This window comes from Belliella buryatensis (assembly GCF_900188245.1).
Taxonomy (GTDB): Bacteria; Bacteroidota; Bacteroidia; order Cytophagales; family Cyclobacteriaceae; genus Belliella; species Belliella buryatensis.
The window spans coordinates 26,719-42,414 of sequence record NZ_FZOK01000005.1 but is presented as its reverse complement, the minus strand read 5'-3'; the positions used below and the strand labels follow the sequence as shown (position 1 = coordinate 42,414).

The window sequence follows — 15,696 nt, the reverse complement described above, 5'->3', positions numbered from 1 at the left end:
TATTCTTAACTCAATTCAAAAATGACGACGATCACTAAACATAAAATCACTGACCTTTTCCTTCAAAACAAGCCTTTGACTCAAAATTTTGAAAATTTGAGAAAAATGGGACTGGAAACCTTAGAAATCAAAGGATTGCCAGCATTAAAAGAAGAAGAATATAAATTCACACAGATCAGCAAAAGATTAGATCAACAAATAACTAATTTCAAAGCTGCTCAACCTGCCTCTTTGAATAAAGAGTTGATTCAAAAAGCAATTTTCGAAGGCTTTGAGGGTGATATCATCGTTTTCAATAATGGTGAATTTGTCCCTACACTTTCTACTGTATCTCATCAAAACTATTCATTTTCCCTGCTTTCAGATTCTAAGTCGGAAATATTAGGAAGCATTGCCAAAGTTGAAAATGACCCATTTGTTGCTTTAAATAATCTTTCATTTAAAGATGGGGCTTTCATTTCTGTACCAAAAGGAAAGAAAGTAGAGAAGCCAATTTTCTTACTTCACTTCAATCAAGCAAACCAAGGTCAGGTAATCAATCAAAGAGTCCTAATCGATGTGGCGGAAAGTGCAGAAGTTACTTTCCTAGAAAATACAATATCTCTTGATGAAGAAGTATATTTCTCCAATTCCGTTGTAGAAGTAAGAGTAGCCCAAAATTCACATGCGCATTATTACCGGCTTCAAAATGAAAACCGCAAGGCTATTGTTGTCAATAATTTTGTGACGGATATTCATAGAGATGCTACTTTCACCTCTGTCGCTACACAGTTACAAGGTGGAATGCTCAGAAATAACCTTACTATGAATCTGCTAGATTCTGGTTGTGAAGGCAATATGTATGGCTTATACCTACTCAATGGTAAAACACATGTAGACAACCATACCAATGTGGATCATACCAAACCACACGCAGACTCGAATGAGCTTTACAAAGGAATCCTAGCAGATTCCTCCAGAGGCGTTTTTAATGGGAAGATTTTTGTTCGCCAAGATGCGCAAAAAACAAATGCATTTCAGCAGAACAACAACATATTATTATCAGAAGAAGCTATTATCAATACCAAACCTCAATTGGAAATCTGGGCTGATGATGTGAAATGCTCTCATGGTTGTACCACGGGTCAGCTTGACGAAGAAGCATTATTTTATCTTCAGGCCAGAGGAATTGGTAAAGAGCAAGCAAGAGGATTGTTATTGTTTGCTTTTGCGGGAGAAGTGATGGAACACATCTCCTACGAACCATTTCAATTGTATTGCACCAATCTTATTCAAGAGAGATTAGGAAGCAAGTTTTAAGAATAATTTATGTCTTTAAATATCCAAGAAATCAGAGCGTTATTTCCAGTTCTTCATCAAGAAGTCAATGGGAAACCTTTGGTTTATTTTGACAATGCAGCCACTACTCAGAAACCAATATCAGTAATTGATGCCTTGTCAGCATATTATAAAAATGATAATTCGAATATTCATAGAGGAGCACATACATTAGCAGATCGTGCTACACGCTATTATGAAAACACAAGAAAGCTACTTCAACAGTTTCTTAATGCTAGGGAAGAAGCGGAAATCATTTTCACCAAAGGAACTACAGAGGGAATTAATTTAGTAGCATCTACCTTCGGAAGAAAATATATCAATGAAGGAGATGAGATAATTATTTCAACACTTGAACATCATTCTAATATAGTTCCATGGCAAATGCTATGTGAAGAAAAAGGTGCTGTTCTTAAAATCATTCCTATCAATGAGGCTGGTGATCTAGATATGCAGGCTTTCAAAGATTTGGTTAGTCCAAAGACCAAATTGGTCAGCATCATTCATGTATCCAATGCATTAGGCACGATCAATCCAGTAGAGGAAATAATTGAGCTATCGCATCAAGTAGGTGCTAAAGTCCTGCTAGATGGAGCTCAATCTACATCCCATCTGGAAGTAGACGTTCAAGCCTTAGATTGTGATTTTCTAGTTTTCTCTGCGCATAAACTATACGGACCAACTGGTCTAGGTGTACTATACGGAAAGAGAGTGGTGTTAGAGGAAATGCCTCCATATCAAGGTGGTGGAGAAATGATCAAAGAAGTTACTTTCACCAAAACGACTTACAACGAACTGCCTTTTAAATTTGAAGCGGGCACACCAAACATTGGAGATGTCATCGCTTTTGGAAAGGCATTGGAGTTTATCAACCAACTTGGGAAAAAACAAATCAAAGCACATGAAGACGAGTTGTTAGCCTATGCAAGTGATTCATTATCCCAAATCAAAGGCTTTATCCCTGTAGGTACCGCAAGGGAAAAAATATCTGTCATTTCATTTAACATCAACGGTATGCACCCATTTGATGTAGGCATGATGCTAGATGCCAATGGCATTGCTGTTAGGACAGGGCATCATTGCACTCAACCACTCATGCAACGGTTCGGTATTGAAGGAACTGTGAGAGCCTCTTTTTCTGTTTACAATACCAAATCAGAAATCGATAAATTGGTAGCATCAGTAAGCAAAATCGCAAAACTGAAAAATAAATGAGCATAGAAGCTATTCAAAATGAAATCATAGACGAATTCAGTATTTTAGGTGATGATAAAGAGTCAACAATTTTCTATATCATGGAAATTGGAAATGGCTTACCAGAAATGCCTGAAAGTGATAAGACAGATCAGAATATCATCAAGGGATGTCAATCCAAAGTATGGTTAACTGCTATAGAAAAAGATGGCAAAGTACATTTTCAAGCGGACTCTAATACTGATATCACAAAAGGACTTATAAGTTTATTAATAAGAGTATTGTCTAAGAGAACACCCGAAGAGATCATTCAAGCCGAGTTATCTTTTATAGATAAAATTGGTATGGGAAGCATCATAGGCTCTCAAAGATCCAACGGATTGGCGGCTATGATTAAACAAATGAAAATGTACGCTTTGGCTTATCAAGCCAAACTTAATGCATAAAAACTATTCAATATGTCTGAGACAAATTCAAACCTTCAAGAAATACCTGCTCAGGAATTAAAAGAAAAGGTCATCACGGCAATCAAGCAGGTGTATGACCCAGAAATCCCTGTAGATGTCTACGAATTGGGATTGATCTATGAAATTAGCGTGTACCCTGTCAATAATGTCTACATTTTAATGACATTGACTTCCCCAAACTGTCCTTCTGCTGAATTTATCCCAAGTGAAATCAAAGATAAAATCCAGCAGATTCAGGGAATCAATCATGTGGAATTAGAGTTAACATTTGACCCACCTTATACACAAGATATGATGTCTGAGGCTGCAAAACTTGAATTAGGATTTCTTTAAAATTATAAATAACTAAATATATGTATCCAGAGGATTTAATCGCACCGATGCGTGCAGAGTTGACTGATGTAGGTTTTCAAGAGTTCAGAACAGATGAAGATGTAATCAACCATCTGAAAGATCATAAAGGTACTACTTTAGTAGTGATCAATTCTGTTTGTGGCTGTGCGGCTGGAGCTGCAAGACCTGGAGTTAGATATGCTATCGAGAAAAGTAGTGTGAAGCCAACCTATCTTGCAACAGCATTTGCTGGTAATGATGTAACAGCGGTAAATAAAATTAGAGAAGTAGTACTTCCTTACCCTCCATCATCACCTGCTATGGCTTTTTTCAAGGATGGTGAATTGGTTCACTTCATTGAAAGACATCATATCGAAGGAAGAAATGCTCAAATGATCGGTGATCACTTGGTAGAAGTGTTTGAACATTTCTGCAAAGATTAGACAATTAGCCCTTCGGGGCTTTTTTTCTGCTAAAAAAATATAGCATTTTTCACAAGAAGATTCAGAATAATATTTTGAATTCAATATTGTTTATTCACTTTCTATATTTCTAAATTTGAAGCAGGCCTTATTTCAATGATCAAAATGCTATTCAAGAGATGAATAGGTGTTTGAGCAATTTACCAGTGAATATACCATTGATACGAATTATCATGTAAATAACACTCGTTTTTGCTAACTTAAGGCGCTGAAATAAGTTAATATCTACAAGAATCAATAAACTAATAATAATAATCAATTTATGTCCGAAATAGCTAAGTTATCATACGGCGGGAAGGAATACGAACTCCCTGTAATTGAAGGAACGGAAAACGAAAAAGCGATAGATATCGCTAAGCTCAGAGCACAATCTGGCTTGATCACAATAGATCCTGGATACAAGAATACAGGCTCTACTACTTCTGCAATCACTTACTTGGATGGAGAAAACGGTATATTAAAATATAGAGGTTACAAAATCGAGGATTTGGCAGAAAAATCTTCTTTCCTTGAAGTCGCCTACCTTTTGATTTACGGTGAACTTCCTACTCAGAAAGAGTACGAAAAATTCACCAGAGAAATCACTACCCATACTTTGGTACACGAGGATATCAAAAAAATCCTAGATGGGTTCCCTTCTAACTCCCATCCTATGGGCGTACTTTCTTCTTTAATCTGTTCGTTGACAGCATTCTATCCAGAATCACTAGATCCTACAAGAAACGAAGAAGCTGTTAACTTGAGCATCATCAGACTTTTAGCTAAAATGCCTACGTTCGCGGCTTGGGCATTCAAAAATAAAGTAGGTCACCCAGTAAATTACCCTGATAACAGCTTGGATTATTGCTCAAATTTCCTCAAAATGATGTTTGCGCTACCAGCAGAGCGTTATGATGCGGATCCAGTAGTTGCAAAAGCGCTTGATCAATTATTGATCCTTCATGCAGACCACGAGCAAAATTGCTCTACTTCTACAGTAAGAATTGTAGGTTCTTCTCAAGCATCGATCTACGCTTCAATTTCAGCAGGTATCAATGCGCTGTGGGGGCCACTTCATGGAGGTGCCAACCAAGCTGTAATTGAAATGCTTGAAGCAATCAAAGCCGATGGTGGAGATACCAAGAAGTTTTTGGACAAAGCAAAAGACAAAAACGATCCATTCAGATTGATGGGCTTTGGACATAGAGTTTACAAAAACTTTGATCCGAGAGCAAAAATCATCAAAAAAGCAGCTGATGATGTATTGGCTAAACTAGGCGTAAATGATCCTGTATTGGACATTGCGAAAGAACTTGAAGCAGCTGCGCTCAGTGATCAATATTTCGTAGATAGAAACCTTTATCCAAATGTAGACTTCTACTCTGGCATCATCTATAGAGCTTTAGGAATCCCTACTGACATGTTCACAGTGATGTTTGCAATTGGTAGACTTCCAGGATGGATAGCTCAGTGGAAAGAAATGAGGGAAAATGGTGAGCCAATAGGCAGGCCACGTCAGATCTACACTGGAGCAGTAGAGAGAGATTATGTCTCAATGAATAAGAGAAGTTAATCCTTTCAGTAAAAATACAATCAGACTCGAAGCCAATTGGTTTCGAGTCTTTTTTTATCAAAAAGTTTTAATTTTTATTCAAGCTATTGGAGATTGTTTTATATTTGGAAACTAAATAACATAAAATGAGTTTTCAATGGACGCTAAGACCTTAGAAGAAGCCGTAGCTTTGACAAAAAAATTTACTTCAAAGCCAAGTAATGAAGAATTATTAAAAATATACGCACTATACAAGCAAGCTACCGAAGGAGACAATGAAGGAGAGAGACCTGGGGGCTTTGATTTCGTGGCAGCAGCCAAATACAATGCTTGGCTCAATCAAAGTGGGAAAAGCAAAGGAGAAGCTTCAGAACAATACATTGCTTTTGTAAACGAAATTTCATCAAAATATTTATAAAGTAAATACCCCATAAATTATTGGGGTATTTTGATTTTTTATCAAGGTCTACCAAATTTTTTTAAATGATCAGGTAATTTTTCTTAAGATTATTTCAATTTCTTTTTTATCATAGATTGGAATTCAATTTATTTCATCATATCTTTGCACCCGAATAAAATTATAACATTTTTCTAGCCGTGGGTTTCCTTACTGTCGCTAACAATAGGAGGTTCTTAGGAAATCATGGTTGAGAAAAGTAAGGAAACATTTCATGGAAAAAGAATTAACATTCTCAGACCTTGGGATTTCATCAGAAATCCTAAAGGCAGTAGAGGATATGGGCTATACCCAACCTTCTACTATTCAATCACAATCTATACCACTTTTGCTTGAAGGCAGAGATGTCATTGGACAAGCTCAAACTGGAACAGGTAAGACAGCTTCTTTTGGTATTCCCATTATAGATCAAGTAGACCCTACGATCAACAAGCCACAGGCTTTGATCCTATGCCCTACCAGAGAATTGGCTGTACAGGTAGAAGGAGAAATCGTCAAACTATCCAAGTACAAAAGAGGAATCAGCAGCACATGCATCTATGGTGGTGAGTCTATTGATAGACAAATCAAAAGCCTAAAGAGAGGTGTTCAGATTGTAGTTGGAACCCCTGGTCGAATCATGGACCACATGCAAAGAAGGACTTTAAATCTTAGTCAAGTGAGCATTATCGTTTTAGATGAAGCTGATGAGATGTTGGATATGGGGTTCAGAGAGGATATCGAGACTATCTTGAGCTCAATGCCTGAAGAAAGACAAACTGTATTTTTCTCAGCTACAATGCCTAAGCCAATCCTTGACTTGACTAGAAAATATCAGGATAATCCTGAGATCGTGAAAGTTCTAAGGAAAGAATTGACAGTAGAAAATATTTCTCAAGCTTATTATGAAGTAAGACCTAGTTTAAGAATTGAATTGATGGCCAGATTGATGGATATCAATCAATTCAAGTTAAGTGTGGTCTTCTGTAATACAAAAAGAGCAACAGATGAAGTAACAGAAGCGTTGATTTCTAAAGGAATCATGGCAGAGGCACTTCATGGAGACCTTTCTCAAGCTCAGCGTACCAAAGTAATGAACAAGTTTAGAAAAGGGACTTGCTCAGTGCTAGTAGCTACTGACGTTGCTGCAAGAGGTATTGATGTGGATGATGTAGAAGCAGTATTCAACTACGACCTTCCATTGGATGAGGAAAACTACGTACATAGAATCGGTAGAACTGGTAGAGCAGGTAAGTCAGGTATGGCACTTAGCTTTGTGACTGGCAGAAAGGATACTTACAGATTAAGAGATCTTGAAAAGTTCATCAAAACATCCATCCACAAGATGGATCCTCCATCAGTTTCTGACTTGGTTGAGCTGAAAAAGGCTTCTTTGGTAAAAGATGTGAATACAGCTATTAGTAAAGAAGAAAACAACCAACTTTTCGAAGAAACAATCGGAATGATGCTTGCTGAAGGACTGAGTATCGAACAAATTGCACTTGGCTTGATCAAGTTGCAAATGGGAGAAACAGTAAAAGAAATGGAAGATCAAAACTTTGGACTTGATCTAGGCGGTGGAAGAGACCGATCTGATCGTGGCGCAAGAAGAGGTGAAAGAGATTTCGGAAGCAGAGGTAGAAGTGAGAGAGGAGATAGATTCTCTAATAGAGACCGTTCTGAAAGAGGCGGAGACAGAAGCGAAAGAGCTCCAAGAAGAGAAAGAACATCTTCTAGAGAAAAAGGAGTTAGAGAACCGGGTATGGCCCGTCTATTTATCAACCTTGGTGCAAAAGACAGAATTCGTCCAAATGATATCGTCGGTGCAATTGCTGGAGAAACTGGCGTACCGGGCAGAAGCATTGGAGGTATTGATATCTTTGACAACTTCTCTTTTGTAGATGTGCCTCAAAAAGATGCACAGCATGTCATCAGTGTCATGAGAGACAATACTATCAAAGGTAAAATTGTCAATATCGAGATTTCAAAAGGGTAATTTATAAAGATTGGTAATTTGAAAGCGTATCTTCTTGGAGGATACGCTTTTTTTGTTTTATGTGACGGCAGACACCCTTTAGTTTCAATTAGATTTAGTATTTTTACTTAAAGAAATTTTAAGCCCATGCAACTATTTTTCACAGAACACACTAATGAAAATCAATTTACCTTGGATGCTGAAGAGTCTAAGCATTTGATCAAAGTATTAAGAAAAACACAAGGAGACAGAGTACATTTCACTAATGGAAAGGGCTGTCTCTATCATTGTGTCATCATAGATGCCAATCCCAAAAAAGCTACCATTAAAATTGAAGATCGAGAATTTCAACCTGAAGATGACTACTATATCCATTTGGCAATATCTCCCACAAAAAATTCGGACAGAATGGAATGGATGATAGAAAAACTCACAGAAATAGGTGTTCACGAGATCACTTTCATGGAATCAGAGTTTTCTGAAAGAAGTCACCTCAAACTAGAAAGGCTAGAAAAAAAAATAATAGCTGCTAGCAAACAAAGTCTCAAAACTTGGATCCCTAAACTCAATTCAGTAAGACCAATGGAGGAATTAGTGCAAGATACTGAGTTCAATAGCTATCAAAGATTTATCGCTTATGTTGACAAAGAAAATGATCGGCATCTTTTCGACAAAGCCAAGCCTGACAATGCCTATTTGATACTTATCGGGCCAGAAGGTGATTTTTCAAAACAGGAAATTCAATTGGCTTTTGACAATCATTTCTTACCTTGTTCTCTAGGAAAAAGTAGATTACGGTCAGAAACAGCTGCCGTTGCTGCAGTCCATACTTTACAATTGATTAACAATCTCAAAGAATTATGAAATTAAGCATGAAAAAACCTATTCTTTATCTCTTTGCAATCGCAGCGCTTTTTGCTTGCCAAACTAATGTCCAACAAGAAGAAAAAAGTACAGCTGTAGGACACGAAGGCTGGCTAGAAGGCACTTCTGAAGAGAAATTTGAAGAAATCGCCCATCAATTAGGAGGGTTCAGCAAGACTATGGTCGAAGTTTCTTACAGATATTCAGAGCTATATTGGGCTGGAATGGATGAAAACTGGGGCTATGCTGACCATCAAGTAGAACACATCATCGAAGCATTGGAAGATGGACTCAAAAGAAGACCTGAAAGAGCCGAATCGGCAGAGAGCTTTATGAAAGATGCTCTTCCCGCAATAGAAGAAGTGATCAAAAAAGAAAACAAAGAAGAATTCCTCAAGGGATTCAGAGCATTCACATCAGCTTGTAATGCTTGTCATGCCATGGAAGGAGAATCCTACATCATGATCAAAGAACCGGAAGTGAGAACTTCTCCTGTTAGATTTTAAAATAAGAGAGGCTCAAAAGCCTCTCTTTTAATTTTTAGAAATCAACAATACCTCTTGCTGAATTACTTTTTCTTCTGACTTAATCCCTTGATTTTTTAACTCTTTTAGAACAGTTTCAAGATTCCCATTAAGTATAACTTCTATACCTAAGTATTCTTCATTCTGTGCATCACCAACAAATGTCCAATTTTCAAAATCTTCATTCAAACTCTCCGCTAACATCTCTAATGAATAACCAAGGTATCTCCTTTTCCTATTCCTGGTGTCAGAGTAAGAGGCTGCGCCAACAGGTATATCTTTTATGCCAGATTGAGCCAGACTTTTGTCTTCAAGTTTTAAATAATTAATCTTCTTATCTATAGTAACAGTCTCAGCAGTTAAACTTAATTCTTTTATAATTTCAAGTGCTACTTCTTCCCTAATATCATCGACTGGCACTGTTGATTTAAGCTCCAATCTGTAGCCTCTTTTGTCTTCAAAATTTAATTCGACTGGTTTACCGTTTAAAACAATGGATATCACTTCATCAAATGATCCTGACTTTTGTAGAAGATTTGGGCCAAAAGCATATCCTTTGAGCTTAATCCCTGAGATAAATGTCTCACGATACAAATTCAACTCCACACTCTCATTTTCTATTGAAAGGACAAGCTCTTGCCTCGGCCCTTCCTTTATCAAAGCATCATACTTCATCACAAAAGATGTGATAGCAAGAGCTAAAAACAGCGCAATTGATGTAATTTTTAACTTTCTCATATTTTTTTCATTATGTTATTCATTTTCTTCCAATTCAAAAATCCTTTCTACAGCAACATCAAAACACCTTGCGATCTTCAATGCTAGTACAGTAGAAGGCACATACTTTCCAGCTTCAATAGAATTAATTGTCTGTCGACTTACACCTATCTGATCTGCTAAATCTTGTTGTGTCATGTCTTTTTTGGCACGTTCAACTTTCAGACTATTCTTCATCTTGCTTGAAATAAAGTTGATAATAGAATACTGCCAAATAAATCGCTATAAATACAATACCAACTAGGACAGCTGGGATCGGCAAATTCACAAACCCCTCTCCTCTCCAATTATCAATTAAAGTAAACCCAAGAATGAAAATCACTTGTAAAAAGACAGCTGTCTGCAAAGATTTCAAGCGAATAACTTGAATCATTTCATCTTCGATTTTTTCTCTTGAGGATGCAATCAGAAATAGCCCGAAGAAAGCTACCGCGGTGAATAAAAGAAAGTAGAAGTATCCATAAATCAAATGGCCAATTACTGATAATAAGAATATGATAAATCCGATTGATTTGAAATAACTAGGTAATAAATATTTGGGAATCATAGGTTTGAATTTATTTTGAGCTTTGTTCATCTACTTTGTTAGATTTCCAAACCTGATATTTGAGCGCAGCTAAAACGTAAAAACTTAGGAGAAACATAACCAATGGAGCTGAAATCTTAGGGCCTGAAATTGGTAAACCTCCGACATTTCCTACTAAATGAACAACAATCAAAACCGCCAAACCCCATATCAACCAATAAAATCCTGTTTGAAAAGCCTGAAGACGAAAATGTTTAAGCCTTTCATCTTCCTTATTCTCTTCAGTTAAAATCATGATACTAGCTCCCATAGCCCAAAAGGAATATACTAAATCAGCGACACCATCACTGGAAAGCTTTACATCAATAAAAAATAAAACAATGAGTACAGGAATTGGTAATGCGAATAAAATATAAGCGAAAATATTCCACTTTTTTTTTAACAAGGGGACATGTATAAGTTTATCTCTTTCCATAGATCAAATATTTTTAACCAAATGTAAAACAAACTTTACTTTATGTCAAAATTATTTTACATATTTTATTCTATTTGTTGAAGCTTTTACAGTGTAACAAGCTCTACTTAATTTTCAAATCAGCAAAATAAGCTATAAAAAATTTCGAAATACATTCATATAAGGCTACTTTTATTCAACTTTTCACTCCCAAAACCTAAAATCATTAACTTTGCTTGAAATACTGTTTGATATGAATTCATTACAAAAAATAGCCATCATTGGGTGCGGGAATCTGGGAACATCAATAGCGAATGGATTACTAGACCAAGAAGGCTTCCATCCGCAACACCTACACGTTACCAAAAGAAATCCTGCTAACCTGCTTCACCTTCAGGACAAAGGGGTACGAGTGCACAATGATAACCTGATTGCAGCTCAAGAGTCTGACATCATCATATTAGGTGTAAAGCCATATAATGTCACAGCAATATTGAAGCAAATCAAATCAACTCTCAATCCTAAAAAACAAATCATCATATCTTTGGCTACAGGAATCACTTTGGATGAAATGTATGCAGAGCTTGATCCTTCAACAATTTTATACAGGGCAATGCCTAACATTGCTGCTGATATTAATGAGTCCATTACCTGTATTTGTGGTAGAAACAATGATTTAAAAAGTGATGAATTGGTCAAAAGCTTATTCAACAGCATTGGCTTTTCCATCACAATCGATGAAAATCTTATGGAGGCGGCCACTGTACTAGGTGCTTGTGGTATTGCTTACGTTTTGAGGTTTATGCGAGCGATGATTCAAGGTGGTATTCAAATTGGCTTTGACGCCAAGACAGCCTCACAGATTGTCAATCAAACCGTCAAAGGTGCAGCAGAATTGATGATTCAAAAAAACATGCATCCAGAAGAAGCCATCGATAAAGTAACTACACCAAAGGGTTGTACGATAGTAGGATTAAACGAAATGGAACATCAAGGCTTTTCCTCCGCTATGGTCAGAGGGGTATTGGCTTCTTACGAAAAGATCGCCAAGGATTAAGGGAAATCCATATAAAAAAGTCAACGCTAGTTAAGCACTAATGTAGCGGAGAAAGCTAATTTTTACACCATCCATAGCCAAATTCATCCATCTCCATTTCTTAGGGCTTTTGATTTCGGATCAAATCATTATTTTAGCCTTTAGTCTTAATCAGATTCAATAACCCAAATATCAATTTAGAGCAATAACCCTGACATCATGTTCAAAAAATCACTTCTGTTATTAGTTTGGTTTGCTTTTATCACCCAAGCTCATGCACAATCAGAAATTCAAAAATGGGAACAATATGCCCAAAATACTGAAATCATCCGAGACCAATGGGGTATACCACATATTTACGGAAAAACAGATGCTGATGCTGTTTTTGGAATGATTTACGCCCAATGCGAAGATGACTTTAATCGGGTAGAAACTAATTATATCAATGCGATGGGTAGAATGGCTGAGGTAGAAGGCATCAGCCAGCTTTATGTAGATCTCAGAATGAAACTCTACATTGATCCTATTGTGGTGAAAAAAGAATATGAGGACAGCCCTAAGTGGCTCAAGGATTTGATGGATGCTTGGGCAGCAGGAATTAACTACTACCTCCATACTCATCCAGAAGTCAAGCCTAAGCTAATCACTAAATTTGAGCCATGGATGGCTTTGACTTTTAGTGAAGGCAGTATAGGAGGTGATATTGAGACTATTTCTCCTAATGGACTGAAAGCTTTTTATGACAATAAGGCCCATGCATATTTAACTTATACCGAGAGAGACTGGGAAGAAGAACCCAAGGGATCAAATGGTTTTGCTATTGCTCCTAAACTGACTCAATCTGGTAATGCCATGTTGATGATCAATCCACATACTTCTTTCTACTTCAGACCAGAAGTCCACATGGTCAGTGAAGCGGGACTCAATGCTTATGGCGCCGTGACTTGGGGCCAGTTTTTTATCTACCAAGGCTTCAACGAATATAATGGCTGGATGCATACTTCTGCCAAAGCAGATGCGATAGATCATTTTGCTTTGATTGTAGAGATGAGAGATGGTAAGTATCATTATAAATTCGGAAATGATTGGAGACCTTTTATAGAAAAGAAAATCAAAGTCAGCTATAAGGTAGATAATAATATGGCTGAGGAAGAGTTTACCGCCTACTATTCCCACCATGGGCCTGTGATTCGTGAAGAGGATGATAAATGGATTGCTATTGCCTTGATGGTTGAAAGGGAAAAAGCACTGACACAATCTTACAATAGAACTAAGACAAAAAATCACGAGGAGTTCAAAGCAAATATGAACTTGAAAACAAACTCCTCCAATAGTACTGTATATGCCGACAGAGATGGCACCATTGCATACTACCATGGAAACTTCATTCCAGTGAGAGACCCTCAATTTGATTGGAGAAATGTCGTAGATGGGAGCAATCCTGATACAGATTGGAAAGGTCTTCATGACATAGAGGAAATGATCTATATTGAAAATCCGGCAAATGGCTGGATCCAACATTGCAACTCCGATCCATTCAATGCTCTTGGAATAGATAGCCCTCTTCGTGAAGATTACCCTCCTTATATCGCTTGGGACACTGAGAATGCCCGCGGTCTCAATGCAGTGAGAATTTTATCGGAAATCAAAGACTTGACTTTAGATAGATTGATCACGGATGTGGCTTACGAACCAACTTTGATGGCATTCAAGCCTATGATCCCAGCGCTTGCGCAAGCATTTCGTAAACTCCCTAACTCAGATCCGAGAAAGGAAAAATTGAAGGAACCAATAGGGGTTTTGGCTGACTGGGATTTGAAGACAGGCATTCATTCTGTCGGAACTTCCTTAGCTGTGTTTTGGGGAAATCAATTGATGGCAGAAGGTAGAAGAATGGAAAGAGCGTGGGACACTTATATTTTTGATTTCTTGGCAACAGAAACCACTGATGAACAAAAAATATCCGCCTTCGAAAAAGCAGTAGAAAGATTGGCAGAAGATTTCGGTTCTTGGAATACACCATGGGGAGAAATCAACAGGTTCCAACGTGTCACCAATGAAATTCAAGGCAAATTCTATGATGAATTACCAAGTTTGCCTGTTGGCTACAACTCTTCGCTTTGGGGGTCCCTTGCAGCTTATGGAAGTAGAGCTTACCCTAATACCAAAAAATGGTATGGAAATGTTGGCAATAGCTTTGTGGCAGCGGTAGAGTTTGGTGAAAAGGTAAAAGCAAAGTCTCTACTAGCTGGTGGCCAAAGTGGAAATCCATTTTCTCCACACTTTGTAGATCAAGCTGAAATGTATAGCAAGGGAGAGTTCAAAGAAGTTAGCTATTATAGAGATGATGTTTTGAAAAACGCAAGGGTTATTTATAAGCCGGGGTTTTAAGGGATAATAGTTGATTGAGATACTAGTTGATTAAGTTATTAGGTTACTGAGTGGTTAGGTTGCTTAGTGAATTTGTTAAGGTTTTCCATTGATACGGTAACCTTTAATTTCAATTCTAAATCGATTAATTGATATGCTCGATCTGGAAATATTGATTAACTTTATCAAATTGTTTATTAGCCATATACCATTATGAATCAATCAAATACACTCATCATTGACAGTTCAATTGAGTTGTCAGAGACCAAAGCTAAGGTAATCCCAACCTATATTTACGCTTCTGTCTTTGCCTCTTTTTGTATTGCTACAGGCTTACTTTGGGATATTTCTTGGCATATGACTGTAGGGAGAGATGGTTTGCTATCTCCTCCACACATGCTTATTTATTTGGGTGCTGTGATATCAGGAGTATTTTCTGGTATCAAAGTTCTCAAAAATAGCTTTTGGTCTTCTAAGGAGGCAAAAGCTGAGAATATCAAGTTTTGGGGGATTTTCCATGGCTCACTAGGCGCCATGTTTTGCATCTGGGGAGCTTTTGCCATGCTGACATCAGCACCTTTTGATGACTGGTGGCATAATACATATGGCTTGGATGTAAAGATTCTTTCTCCTCCACATGCACTCTTGGGTCTTGGAATGATTATGATTCAATTTGGAGCAATGATTTCTGTGATTTCTACTCAAAACAGATTGAAATCTAAAATGGATGATAAAATAAAAAATCACCTACAATGGCTTTTTGCATTAAGCTCAGGTTTCCTATTGGTGATGGTTTACACACTTACCTCAGAATATTTCTATCCTAATGCTATGCATCAGGTATTCCCTTATCAAGTGGCTGCAATAGTTTTTCCTTTATTTATTGTGTCTGTTGCATTCGCATCTCCATTCAAATTTGCTGCTTCAAAGATGTCCATAATCTATATGTTGACTATGGCAGGAATGGTTTGGCTACTTCCTCTATTTTCTGCAGAACCTTTATTAAGTCCTGTTTTAAATCACATTGATCGTTTTCAACCCTATCATTTCCCAATGCTTTTGATCATTCCTGCTTTAGCTGTAGATTTTGTGATGATGAAATTTAAGGATAAAAATAAATGGCTTTTAGCGACAATGTTGGCAGTAGCATTCTTAATACTTTTCATTCCAACGCAGTGGTATTTCTCTGAATTCCTTTTGACAGAACATGCAAGAGGTTGGTTTTTTGGCAGATTCTCCCTCCCCTATTTTGTCAATCCTGATGGAAACTACCGATATGTGTTTTATCCAGGGTCGGTGGATTCCATTTTCAAATTAGGAATAGGGTTATTGTATGCTTTAATAATTGGTATCTTAAGTTCTAGAATTGCTTTAGCTTGGGGAAATTGGATGTCACAAGTCAAGAGATAA

At 37.2% G+C, this 15,696-nt stretch carries 17 protein-coding genes; 13 read left to right on the top strand and 4 right to left on the bottom strand.

Annotation, left to right across the window (positions count from 1 at the left end; translation table 11 throughout):
* The first annotated feature begins 21 nt into the window (after window positions 1-21).
* The 10 genes from sufD (at window position 22) to CHB66_RS06185 (ending at window position 9,105) form a co-directional block, all read left to right on the top strand.
* Window positions 22-1,299, top strand: coding sequence for a Fe-S cluster assembly protein SufD (gene sufD, locus CHB66_RS06230; RefSeq protein ID WP_089239101.1), 1,278 nt, complete (start codon window positions 22-24; stop codon window positions 1,297-1,299).
* A gap of 9 nt (window positions 1,300-1,308) precedes the next feature.
* Window positions 1,309-2,532 (top strand): cysteine desulfurase, encoded by a 1,224-nt coding sequence (locus tag CHB66_RS06225; RefSeq protein WP_089239099.1) that lies wholly within the window; start codon window positions 1,309-1,311, stop codon window positions 2,530-2,532.
* Window positions 2,529-2,957: a SufE family protein gene (locus CHB66_RS06220; protein ID WP_089239097.1), complete on the top strand. Its 429-nt coding sequence runs from the start codon at window positions 2,529-2,531 to the stop codon at window positions 2,955-2,957. The genes CHB66_RS06225 and CHB66_RS06220 overlap by 4 nt, the downstream gene beginning before the upstream one ends.
* Before the next feature lie 12 nt (window positions 2,958-2,969).
* Window positions 2,970-3,311 carry a DUF59 domain-containing protein gene (locus CHB66_RS06215; RefSeq protein ID WP_076499164.1) on the top strand — a complete coding sequence of 114 codons (342 nt, stop codon included), beginning with the start codon at window positions 2,970-2,972 and terminating at the stop codon, window positions 3,309-3,311.
* Between the two features lie 20 nt (window positions 3,312-3,331).
* Window positions 3,332-3,754: a BrxA/BrxB family bacilliredoxin gene (locus CHB66_RS06210; protein WP_089239095.1), complete on the top strand. Its 423-nt coding sequence runs from the start codon at window positions 3,332-3,334 to the stop codon at window positions 3,752-3,754.
* Window positions 3,755-4,055: 301 nt separating this feature from the next.
* Complete coding sequence (locus tag CHB66_RS06205; protein WP_089239093.1) at window positions 4,056-5,345, top strand: citrate synthase; 1,290 nt, start codon at window positions 4,056-4,058, stop codon at window positions 5,343-5,345.
* Between the two features lie 136 nt (window positions 5,346-5,481).
* Entirely contained in the window at window positions 5,482-5,742 is a 261-nt protein-coding gene (locus CHB66_RS06200) for an acyl-CoA-binding protein (protein ID WP_089239091.1), read from the top strand.
* A gap of 253 nt (window positions 5,743-5,995) precedes the next feature.
* On the top strand, window positions 5,996-7,756 hold the full coding sequence (locus tag CHB66_RS06195; RefSeq protein ID WP_089239089.1) for a DEAD/DEAH box helicase: 1,761 nt from the start codon (window positions 5,996-5,998) through the stop codon (window positions 7,754-7,756).
* A gap of 126 nt (window positions 7,757-7,882) precedes the next feature.
* Complete coding sequence (locus CHB66_RS06190) at window positions 7,883-8,599, top strand: 16S rRNA (uracil(1498)-N(3))-methyltransferase (RefSeq protein ID WP_089239087.1); 717 nt, start codon at window positions 7,883-7,885, stop codon at window positions 8,597-8,599.
* Between the two features lie 8 nt (window positions 8,600-8,607).
* A complete protein-coding gene (locus tag CHB66_RS06185; RefSeq protein ID WP_089239467.1) occupies window positions 8,608-9,105 on the top strand; it encodes a hypothetical protein in 498 nt (165 codons plus the stop codon).
* 27 nt (window positions 9,106-9,132) lie between these two features.
* Here CHB66_RS06185 and CHB66_RS06180 read toward each other — a convergent pair whose 3' ends face one another.
* The 4 genes from CHB66_RS06180 to CHB66_RS06165 are packed head-to-tail and all read right to left on the bottom strand — an operon-like array spanning window position 9,133 to window position 10,901.
* The gene (locus CHB66_RS06180; protein WP_089239085.1) at window positions 9,133-9,861 is read right to left on the bottom strand and encodes a hypothetical protein; all 729 of its coding nucleotides are present in this window, start codon (window positions 9,859-9,861) and stop codon (window positions 9,133-9,135) included.
* A 15-nt stretch (window positions 9,862-9,876) separates the two neighbouring features.
* Window positions 9,877-10,077 (bottom strand): helix-turn-helix transcriptional regulator, encoded by a 201-nt coding sequence (locus CHB66_RS06175; protein ID WP_089239083.1) that lies wholly within the window; start codon window positions 10,075-10,077, stop codon window positions 9,877-9,879.
* Complete coding sequence (locus CHB66_RS06170) at window positions 10,067-10,447, bottom strand: hypothetical protein (RefSeq protein ID WP_141107375.1); 381 nt, start codon at window positions 10,445-10,447, stop codon at window positions 10,067-10,069. Before CHB66_RS06170 ends, CHB66_RS06175 begins: the two co-directional genes overlap by 11 nt.
* Window positions 10,448-10,457: 10 nt before the next feature.
* Entirely contained in the window at window positions 10,458-10,901 is a 444-nt protein-coding gene (locus tag CHB66_RS06165; protein ID WP_089239079.1) for a hypothetical protein, read from the bottom strand.
* Between the two features lie 232 nt (window positions 10,902-11,133).
* On the opposite strand from CHB66_RS06165, the gene proC reads away from it, so the two are divergent.
* The 3 genes from proC (at window position 11,134) to CHB66_RS06150 (ending at window position 15,696) form a co-directional block, all read left to right on the top strand.
* Window positions 11,134-11,937, top strand: coding sequence for a pyrroline-5-carboxylate reductase (gene proC / locus CHB66_RS06160; protein WP_089239077.1), 804 nt, complete (start codon window positions 11,134-11,136; stop codon window positions 11,935-11,937).
* Between the two features lie 198 nt (window positions 11,938-12,135).
* Window positions 12,136-14,307 (top strand): penicillin acylase family protein, encoded by a 2,172-nt coding sequence (locus CHB66_RS06155; RefSeq protein WP_089239074.1) that lies wholly within the window; start codon window positions 12,136-12,138, stop codon window positions 14,305-14,307.
* A 192-nt stretch (window positions 14,308-14,499) separates the two neighbouring features.
* Window positions 14,500-15,696, top strand: a complete 1,197-nt coding sequence (locus CHB66_RS06150) for a hypothetical protein (RefSeq protein WP_089239072.1) — start codon at window positions 14,500-14,502, stop codon at window positions 15,694-15,696.

What these genes read in the sequence shown, in the direction of transcription:
- sufD (WP_089239101.1), top strand. Translation starts at nt 22, where the DNA reads ATGACGACGATCACTAAACATAAAATCACTGACCTTTTCCTTCAAAAC.
- CHB66_RS06225 (WP_089239099.1), top strand. Translation starts at nt 1,309, where the DNA reads ATGTCTTTAAATATCCAAGAAATCAGAGCGTTATTTCCAGTTCTTCAT.
- CHB66_RS06220 (WP_089239097.1), top strand. Translation starts at nt 2,529, where the DNA reads ATGAGCATAGAAGCTATTCAAAATGAAATCATAGACGAATTCAGTATT.
- CHB66_RS06215 (WP_076499164.1), top strand. Translation starts at nt 2,970, where the DNA reads ATGTCTGAGACAAATTCAAACCTTCAAGAAATACCTGCTCAGGAATTA.
- CHB66_RS06210 (WP_089239095.1), top strand. Translation starts at nt 3,332, where the DNA reads ATGTATCCAGAGGATTTAATCGCACCGATGCGTGCAGAGTTGACTGAT.
- CHB66_RS06205 (WP_089239093.1), top strand. Translation starts at nt 4,056, where the DNA reads ATGTCCGAAATAGCTAAGTTATCATACGGCGGGAAGGAATACGAACTC.
- CHB66_RS06200 (WP_089239091.1), top strand. Translation starts at nt 5,482, where the DNA reads ATGGACGCTAAGACCTTAGAAGAAGCCGTAGCTTTGACAAAAAAATTT.
- CHB66_RS06195 (WP_089239089.1), top strand. Translation starts at nt 5,996, where the DNA reads ATGGAAAAAGAATTAACATTCTCAGACCTTGGGATTTCATCAGAAATC.
- CHB66_RS06190 (WP_089239087.1), top strand. Translation starts at nt 7,883, where the DNA reads ATGCAACTATTTTTCACAGAACACACTAATGAAAATCAATTTACCTTG.
- CHB66_RS06185 (WP_089239467.1), top strand. Translation starts at nt 8,608, where the DNA reads ATGAAAAAACCTATTCTTTATCTCTTTGCAATCGCAGCGCTTTTTGCT.
- CHB66_RS06180 (WP_089239085.1), bottom strand. Translation starts at nt 9,861, where the DNA reads ATGAGAAAGTTAAAAATTACATCAATTGCGCTGTTTTTAGCTCTTGCT.
- CHB66_RS06175 (WP_089239083.1), bottom strand. Translation starts at nt 10,077, where the DNA reads ATGAAGAATAGTCTGAAAGTTGAACGTGCCAAAAAAGACATGACACAA.
- CHB66_RS06170 (WP_141107375.1), bottom strand. Translation starts at nt 10,447, where the DNA reads ATGATTCCCAAATATTTATTACCTAGTTATTTCAAATCAATCGGATTT.
- CHB66_RS06165 (WP_089239079.1), bottom strand. Translation starts at nt 10,901, where the DNA reads ATGGAAAGAGATAAACTTATACATGTCCCCTTGTTAAAAAAAAAGTGG.
- proC (WP_089239077.1), top strand. Translation starts at nt 11,134, where the DNA reads ATGAATTCATTACAAAAAATAGCCATCATTGGGTGCGGGAATCTGGGA.
- CHB66_RS06155 (WP_089239074.1), top strand. Translation starts at nt 12,136, where the DNA reads ATGTTCAAAAAATCACTTCTGTTATTAGTTTGGTTTGCTTTTATCACC.
- CHB66_RS06150 (WP_089239072.1), top strand. Translation starts at nt 14,500, where the DNA reads ATGAATCAATCAAATACACTCATCATTGACAGTTCAATTGAGTTGTCA.